Genomic DNA, 7,057 nt, shown 5'->3' with positions numbered 1-7,057 from the left:
GCTTGAGTATCCCAAACCGCATGGGCCGGCCCGGATACACAAAGTTCAGGACACTCCCGCATTGGGTGGTCCTTCCGGGTGCTTCATTTTCCCCGAAGTATCACGTATGGTTTCACATACATCAAGAAACTGGTCGAGATGGGCTACATGCACCACCAGCGGTGCGAGATTGACCGCCGCTCGGTCCGCGTGCGCCTGACCCAGAAGGGGCGCGAGGTGCGCGACATCGTCGCCACCCTCTTCGCCCGCCATGCCGAGGGGCTGGAAGGGCGCGGCGTGATCGGCCCCGACGGTATCGATGCGATCACCACCTCGCTCAAGCGGGTGGAACGCTACTGGACCGACCAGATTCGCTACATCTACTGAAGCGCCGAGAGGGCCAGCCCCTCCAGCTCGCGCTTCAGCTTGCGCACCATCGCCGCCTCGTAGTTGGCATAGCCGAGGGCCGTCTCGACAAATGCGTCCGGCCCGAGGATCACATAGGCCTGGAAATACGCGGCCAGCTCGCCGATCTCGACATATCGCATGTCGCCGCCCCGCCGCGCATCCGATCCGATCACCAGCCCGTTGATGGTGATCCCTTCGCCCGCCAGCGTGGCGCGCACCGCCTCGGGCCGCGGGCCGGCGTTGTTCTTGCCATCGCCCGAGATATCCAGCGTCCGCTTCCAGCAGCCCTGCCGCTGCCCGAGCAGCGCCGCGCCAAAGGCCATCGTCCGCCCGAGCGCCGTTTCCGGCGGGGCCGAGTGGCGCGCCGCCGCCAGCACCTGCCCGGCCAGCGCGACGATATCGGCCGGCCCGGTGATCCGCACCCAGTCGGCGATCAGCCGCTGGTAGCCCGGCCCGCTCCAGACATAGACGGCAATCTCCACCGGCGCCGAAGGCTCGGCCAGCAAGGCCGCCACCACCTCGGGATGGCGCAGCGCATTCGCCAGCCCGCGCAGTTGCAGCGCATATTCCGCGCTATCGACCGATCCCGAGACATCCAGCCCCAGCGCCAGCGCCTGCCGGCAGGGCGCCTCCTGCGCCGCCACCGGCGCGGCCAGCAGCAGCGCCGCGATCAGCGCGCGCCACCTCATCCCGGCCCGGCCCCGGCCAGTTCCGCCTGGCCGACGATGCGCGGCAGCACCTCGCGTTCCAGTTTGCGCCGCATCGCCTCTTCGTAGTCGTGAAAGCCCTGCGCCACTTCGACAAAGGCGCCGGGGCCGCGCAGCACCTCGGCGCGGAAGAAGTCGAGCAGGGTGAACGCGCCCTCGCCATCCGCCGCATTGACCACCAGCCCGTTCACCGTCACCTCGTCGAAGGCGAATTCGGCATAGGCCTGCCGTGGGCCGAAACCCTCGTTGTTCTCGCCGTCGCCGGCCACGTCGACCGTGCGCTGGGCGCAATCGGGCGCGCGCCGAAGCAGCCCGGCGGCATAGCCGAGCGCATGGCCCATGGCTGTCGGATATTCTGTCTGGCTGCGGGTCGATCCGGCGATCTGTGCCGCCGCGGCACCCAGCGCCTCGGGGTGGTCGATCACCAGCCAGTCGATCAGCAGCTGCTGGTTATAGCGCCCGCTCCATTCGAAGACCGCCAGCGCCACCGGCGCCGGCGTGGCGAAGAACGCGCGCTGTACCTCGGGGGCGACGAGCGCCGCGGCCAGCCCGCCGCGCTGGAGCGCATCCTCGCGGGCATCGACCGACGAGGAGACGTCCAGCGCCAATACCAGCGCCAGCCGGCAGTCCTGCGCCGGGGCCGGAGCGGCCCCAAGCGCCAGAACCGCCGCCAGCGCGTGTCGCATCACCAGTGACCGGTATTGCCCATGCTGGCCCAGGGCTCGACCGGCGGCAGCGCCTCGCCGTTCTGCAGCAGCTCGATCGAGACATTGTCGGGCGACCGTACAAAGGCCATCCGGCCGTCGCGCGGCGGGCGGTTGATGGTCACGCCGTTGTCCATCAGGAACTGGCAGGTGTCGTAGATGTTGTCGACGCCAAAGGCGAGGTGGCCGAAGTGGCGGCTGTCGCTCGGCAGCCCCTCGTCGCCGTCCCAGTTGTAGGTCAGCTCGACCGGGCATTCGTCCTGTCCCGGCGCGGCGAGGTAGACCAGCGTGAACCGCCCGGCCTCGCTCTTGTATTCGCGGATCTTCCTCAGGCCGAGCAATTCGTAGAAGGCCTGGCTCTTCTCCAGGTCCTTCACGCGGACCATCACGTGCAGATATTTCAAGGGCATCGTCATTCTCCTGATGTCGGGGAAAGACTAGCGCATTCGCCGCCCGACGACAGCCCCGCAGCCTCAGAATTTCGACTGGATGCCCAGCGAGAGGGAGACCTCGCTGCTGGTATACTGGCTGAAGTTCGACGATTTCTTGCCCGCGCGCAGCCGCAGGCTGGGGGCGAAGCCGGCATAGTCGAAATCGGGGAAGAACAGCGAGACCTCGCCGTAATAGGAATTGTCCTCGCGCCGGGTGGCCGGGATCACGCCACTCAGTCGGAACTGCGGGTAGTCGGCATATTCCAGGCCAAGGGCCGCCGTCACCTTGGCGGGCCCCACCGGCCTGGCCAGCGCATAGCTCGTCCGCATCGAGGCGGTCGAATAGGTGCCGTTGATCGAGGCCGCCTCCATGTCGCGCAGCGCCAGCGAGACCGCCAGCCCGTCGCCATTGGCCAACTTGCGGGCATAGAACAGCCCCAGCCCCAGCCCGTCGGCATCATCGGTCGGCCGCCGCGCGTCGAAGCGGTGCTCGACCCGCCCGTTCAGCTGGATCGTGCCCGAGGTCCCCAGCCGCCAGTTCCGCTCGGCATGGATCTGCAGGGTGCCATAGTTGCGCTGCCCCGCGTACCAGCTCGTCCCCAGCGCCACCTCTACCGTCGCCGTGCCCCGCTTTTCCGGCGCGCCAACCGCGAAGGCGTGGTTCAGCGAGACCTCGGCATAGGTCGAGCCATAGTCCGAATTCTCCGCCAGCGGCGCGAGCGCCTTCGCCGAGCCCGACAAGGCCACCCGCTGCACGTAAAGCCGCCCGCCCAGCGTGGTCGCGCTGGTCTGCGAGGCGCGCAGCCGGTATTCCGCGTTCAGATCCACCGCCGCCACCGTCCCCGACAGCGCCTGCGAGGCCAGCGGATAATCCGGCGCGATCACCCCGTCGATCACGTTGTAGACCGCCGACGAGCCGCTGTTGACGTTGTCCGAGGGCCGCAGCTCGGTGCGCAGCGAGAAGGAGAAGGGATTGAGCCGCCGCAGCGCCGCGTAATCCGCCGCCAGCCGCTGCTCCTGCTCGGGGTCGTCGATGTGGATCGCCGCCCGCCGCAGCCAGGCCTGCGCCATGGTCGGCCGGCTCTCCTGCAGCGCAAAGCGCGCCGCCAGCTCGGCCGAGCGCGTCTTCTCCGCCGGCGTCCGCGCGAACCGGTAGGCCCGCGTCACCGCCGCCCGCGCCGCCCGCGGATTGCCCGCCCGCATCTGCGCCGCCGCCACCAGGTACCAGGCCCCGGTGTCACGCCGGTCGGCCTCGATCAGCCCGCGCGCCAGCCGGATCGCCAGCGCCGTGTCGCCCGCCTCCAGCGCCTGCGCCGCCACCATCCGCGCCTGCGGCAGCGTCAGCGCCGCATCCGCCAGCGCGGGACCGGAGGCCAGCAGCAGCGCCGCGAGCAGAAGCTTACGGGTTAGGCTGGTTGCACAACGCATCTGCGCCCGGCGTGCCGCACTTGGGCAGAACGAAGACCCCGTATTCCTCTTCGTTGTCGACCCCGTCGATGTGGTCCTTCACGAAGATCGACCCCGCCACCGCGCTCGACTCGGTGCCGCCGAAGATGCCGCCGTAGACGCCCTTGTTCTGCAGGTTGATCGTCACGTCGCCGGTAAAGGCGCCGTTCGTGTCGATCGTCGCCGGATTGAGCGCCAGCGTCGCCAGCGGCGTCGCCGTGTCCTCGATCTGGCGCTGGTAGATCGTCCCGTTCACGCTGTTGTCGGTGAAATCGGCGTTCACCAGCACCTTGCCGGTCACTTCCGCGGCCTGCAGCGGGCGCACATCCGGGTCGGTGCCCGGTGCCACCGGCAGCAGGTCGCCGCCGTCGCCAGCCATGTTCAGCAGGCCGACGTAATTGCCCGCATAGCTCACCAGCTGGTTCGGCTGCGCCGTGGTCGCCGCGTCGAAGGCGCCCGAGCGGCCATAGACGGTGCCCGCGAAGTAATTCTCGAACTGCCCGCCGGTCACCACCACCGCGGCGCGCGTCCCGTCGATATCCTTGACATAGGCCGTGGTGTGCCGCTGCAACGAGCCATCCTGCGAGGTGTAGGCCTCGTAGCCGCCACGGTCGAGGCCCGGCTTGCGGGTATAGACCGCCTCGTAGGGCGTGTTGTCCAGCGTGATGCCGCGCACCGTCAGCGTCTGCGCCACCGGGTTGTATGTGATCCCGTCCAGGTCCGAAGAGAGCGCCGCCGGGATGCCGCTGTCGGGCGTCTCGGTATCGGTCCCTTCCTGGAACGGATTGCCGCCACTGCACGCGGCGAGTGCGACAAACGCCGCAACGCTGAAGGAAATCCGCTTCATCTGCCTCAACCCATGTTTTTATATCAGGTCTTTGAAACGAAAACTCCGCGCGGCGGGCTTAAAAGTCAACGATCTTGCAGCGGGAAGTTGTGTGACGTGGCTTAACGGTGACCTTCATATTGGGGGTGACACGGGTGTCGCCCCCAGATATTGTGAGATCTTCTCAAGGATTCATCTTCGCAAGGACCGACCGCCATGCCGCTCTCGCCCGAACAACAGGCCGAAATCGACGCTCTGCGCGCCACCCCCGCGCCCACGCTGCGCGCCGTTGCGCCGGGGATGGAGCGGCACCTCTACGTGCCGCAGCCGGTGCTCGACCACGGTTTCGTGCGGGTGGTCGACTACATGGGCGACGATGCCGCGATCTGCCAGGCCGCCCGCGTCTCCTATGGCAAGGGCACCAAGTCGGTCCAGAACGACGAGGGGCTGATCCGCTACCTCATGCGCCACTGGCACTCGACCCCCTTCGAGATGTGCGAAGTGAAGCTCCACGTCAAGCTGCCGGTCTTCGTGGCCCGCCAGTGGATCCGCCACCGCACCGCCAACGTGAACGAATACTCGGCCCGTTATTCGATCCTCGACCGCGAGTTCTACATTCCCGCGCCCGAGCACATCAATTCCCAGTCCAAGGTCAACAACCAGGGCCGGGGCGAGCTGCTGAGCCCCGAGGATTCGGCCCGCGTGCTGGAGATGCTCAAGGCCGATTCCACCCGCGCCTACGACAATTACGAGGCGATGATCGCCGAGGACGGCATCGGCCTCGCCCGCGAACTGGCGCGGATGAACCTGCCCGCCAACGTCTATACGCAATGGTATTGGAAGGTGGATCTCCACAATCTCTTCCATTTCCTCCGCCTGCGCGCCGACGCCCACGCGCAATACGAGATCCGCGTCTATGCCGAGGAAATCTGCAAGCTGGTCGCCGACTGGGTCCCCTTCGCCTATCGCGCCTTCGAGGATTACCGCCTTGGGGCAGTGACCCTTTCCGCCCAGATGGTCGAGGCGATGCGCCGGATGCTGAAAGGCGAGGAAGTCACCGCCGAGAATTGTGGTATGAGCGCAAGGGAATGGCGCGAGTTCATGGGGGTTGTGGATAAGTCTTGACACGATCAATTGAGTGGCGCTGAATTTCCTCGAATTTTTCGAGGGGATAATATGAGCAACTTCGAGGGCGCAATTCAGTCTCTGGCCAAGAGAGTTGAGGAATACTCGGAGACCATTCAAACGGAAGAAGCCGTCAAGACTTCTGTGGTTTTGCCTTTCCTGCAGGCACTTGGATACGACGTGTTCAATCCGGCCGAAGTTGTGCCGGAGTTTACGGCCGATGCGGTAGGCAAGAAGGGCGAAAAGGTCGACTATGCTATCCTGCGGCAAGGCGAAGTCAGCATTCTGATCGAGTGCAAGGGGCTGAATGCGGTTCTGACCGAAAAGCATTTGGCCCAACTTTTCCGATATTTCACGGTCACGAGCGCGCGGTTCGCAGTGCTCACGAACGGCCGGGAGTATCGCTTCTACTCCGACTTGGAGGAGAGCAACAAGCTCGACAGGAAGCCGTTCTTCGTCTTCGACCTTCTCGACTATGCCAATTCCTCGCTCGGTGAGTTGTCGAAGTTTTCCAAGGCGGACTTCAATGTCGAGAACATATTGGAGCAGGCGGAACGGCTGAAATATGTTGCCGCAGTCAAGTCGGTTCTGAATTCCTGGATGGAAAGCCCTCCCGAAGCTCTGGTGAAGCTCGTCGCGCCTGAGGTTTACGAGGGGCGGCTGAATGGTTCAGTGCGGGAAAGCATAGCTTCGGCGATAGCCTCGGCTTTCCGCGAAATTGTTAGGGATAGGCTCCGGCTGAGAATATCCAGCGCTTTGGAAGACACGCCTGCCGTCTCCTCGAATGCCGAGCAGCCTGCTGCGGGTGGCGCGTCCGGAGATGATATCGAAATGACACAGGAAGAGCTCGAAGGCTGGCTTTTGATCAAGTCAATTCTTCGTGGAACCGTTGATGCAAAGCGCGTGGATATGCGGGACGCCAAGAGTTACTGCGCCATTCTGTTGGACAATAACAATCGTAAGCCGCTGGTCCGCCTGCACTTCAACAGAACCCAGAAATACGTTGGTCTGTTTGACGGGGAAGAGGAGCAGCGCGTCCCGGTTGAAAGCCTTGACGATATCCTGGAGCATTCGGAACGCATTCGAGCGACCGCGAAGAAGTATGCATAGAAGGCCGTAGGGTGCGTGCTTGTGCGCACCGCTGCGGGACAGCATCCGTAGGGTGGGCCATCAGCCTGCGGAACAACACACCCCACCCCGCTCGGAAACAAGCCGAAGGCGCCGGGCGAGCGCCTGACCCGCCCCCCGGTCCGGCGCCTTGGGCACCGCGCACTCCCCCGCCACCGTCACCCTGACCCGACAGCCATCAAGCGCCCCGCTCGGACGATGCGGCGCCAGCCCCCGGCCCGGCGCTCGCCCGACACCACCCCGCGCAACATTCCCCCCTCCCCTCGGGGGAGGGGGCAGGGGGAGGGGGAAAGCGGGGCCAGT

General features: G+C 65.7%; 7 protein-coding genes and 1 pseudogene. 3 read left to right on the top strand and 5 right to left on the bottom strand.

Features of this window, described 5'->3' with window-relative positions; genetic code table 11:
• Positions 1–120: 120 nt before the first annotated feature.
• A pseudogene (locus IE266_RS25245) lies at positions 121–366 on the top strand (winged helix DNA-binding protein); the annotation flags it as partial.
• Here IE266_RS25245 and IE266_RS25240 read toward each other — a convergent pair.
• The 5 genes from IE266_RS25240 to IE266_RS25220 form a co-directional block, all read right to left on the bottom strand.
• A complete protein-coding gene (locus tag IE266_RS25240; protein ID WP_189682909.1) occupies positions 360–1,076 on the bottom strand; it encodes a DUF1194 domain-containing protein in 717 nt (238 codons plus the stop codon). The pseudogene IE266_RS25245 and the gene IE266_RS25240 sit on opposite strands and share 7 nt — an antisense overlap.
• Positions 1,073–1,780: a DUF1194 domain-containing protein gene (locus IE266_RS25235; protein ID WP_189682908.1), complete on the bottom strand. Its 708-nt coding sequence runs from the start codon at positions 1,778–1,780 to the stop codon at positions 1,073–1,075. The genes IE266_RS25240 and IE266_RS25235 overlap by 4 nt, the downstream gene beginning before the upstream one ends.
• A complete protein-coding gene (locus tag IE266_RS25230) occupies positions 1,780–2,208 on the bottom strand; it encodes a VOC family protein (RefSeq protein WP_189682907.1) in 429 nt (142 codons plus the stop codon). The genes IE266_RS25235 and IE266_RS25230 overlap by 1 nt, the downstream gene beginning before the upstream one ends.
• Positions 2,209–2,271: 63 nt before the next feature.
• Entirely contained in the window at positions 2,272–3,657 is a 1,386-nt protein-coding gene (locus tag IE266_RS25225; protein ID WP_189682906.1) for a surface lipoprotein assembly modifier, read from the bottom strand.
• On the bottom strand, positions 3,629–4,522 hold the full coding sequence (locus IE266_RS25220; protein ID WP_189682905.1) for a thymidylate synthase: 894 nt from the start codon (positions 4,520–4,522) through the stop codon (positions 3,629–3,631). The genes IE266_RS25225 and IE266_RS25220 overlap by 29 nt, the downstream gene beginning before the upstream one ends.
• A gap of 195 nt (positions 4,523–4,717) precedes the next feature.
• Here IE266_RS25220 and thyX point away from each other — a divergent pair, with 195 nt between their 5' ends.
• Both thyX and IE266_RS25210 read left to right on the top strand, forming a co-directional pair.
• The gene (thyX, locus tag IE266_RS25215) at positions 4,718–5,626 is read left to right on the top strand and encodes an FAD-dependent thymidylate synthase (protein ID WP_189682904.1); all 909 of its coding nucleotides are present in this window, start codon (positions 4,718–4,720) and stop codon (positions 5,624–5,626) included.
• Between the two features lie 51 nt (positions 5,627–5,677).
• A complete protein-coding gene (locus IE266_RS25210; protein ID WP_189682903.1) occupies positions 5,678–6,736 on the top strand; it encodes a type I restriction endonuclease in 1,059 nt (352 codons plus the stop codon).
• The last annotated feature ends 321 nt before the right edge of the window (positions 6,737–7,057 follow it).

The sequence above is a fragment of the Seohaeicola zhoushanensis genome, assembly GCF_014656415.1.
Lineage (GTDB): Bacteria > Pseudomonadota > Alphaproteobacteria > Rhodobacterales > Rhodobacteraceae > Seohaeicola_A > Seohaeicola_A zhoushanensis.
The sequence above is the reverse complement of the archived record's forward strand: the minus strand, read 5'-3'. Positions and strand labels throughout refer to the sequence as shown.

Excerpts from the sequence above, each read along its gene's own strand:
- IE266_RS25230 (WP_189682907.1), bottom strand. The coding sequence starts at position 2,208 with ATGCCCTTGAAATATCTGCACGTGATGGTCCGCGTGAAGGACCTGGAG.
- IE266_RS25225 (WP_189682906.1), bottom strand. The coding sequence starts at position 3,657 with ATGCGTTGTGCAACCAGCCTAACCCGTAAGCTTCTGCTCGCGGCGCTG.
- IE266_RS25240 (WP_189682909.1), bottom strand. The coding sequence starts at position 1,076 with ATGAGGTGGCGCGCGCTGATCGCGGCGCTGCTGCTGGCCGCGCCGGTG.
- IE266_RS25220 (WP_189682905.1), bottom strand. The coding sequence starts at position 4,522 with ATGAAGCGGATTTCCTTCAGCGTTGCGGCGTTTGTCGCACTCGCCGCG.
- thyX (WP_189682904.1), top strand. The coding sequence starts at position 4,718 with ATGCCGCTCTCGCCCGAACAACAGGCCGAAATCGACGCTCTGCGCGCC.
- IE266_RS25235 (WP_189682908.1), bottom strand. The coding sequence starts at position 1,780 with ATGCGACACGCGCTGGCGGCGGTTCTGGCGCTTGGGGCCGCTCCGGCC.
- IE266_RS25210 (WP_189682903.1), top strand. The coding sequence starts at position 5,678 with ATGAGCAACTTCGAGGGCGCAATTCAGTCTCTGGCCAAGAGAGTTGAG.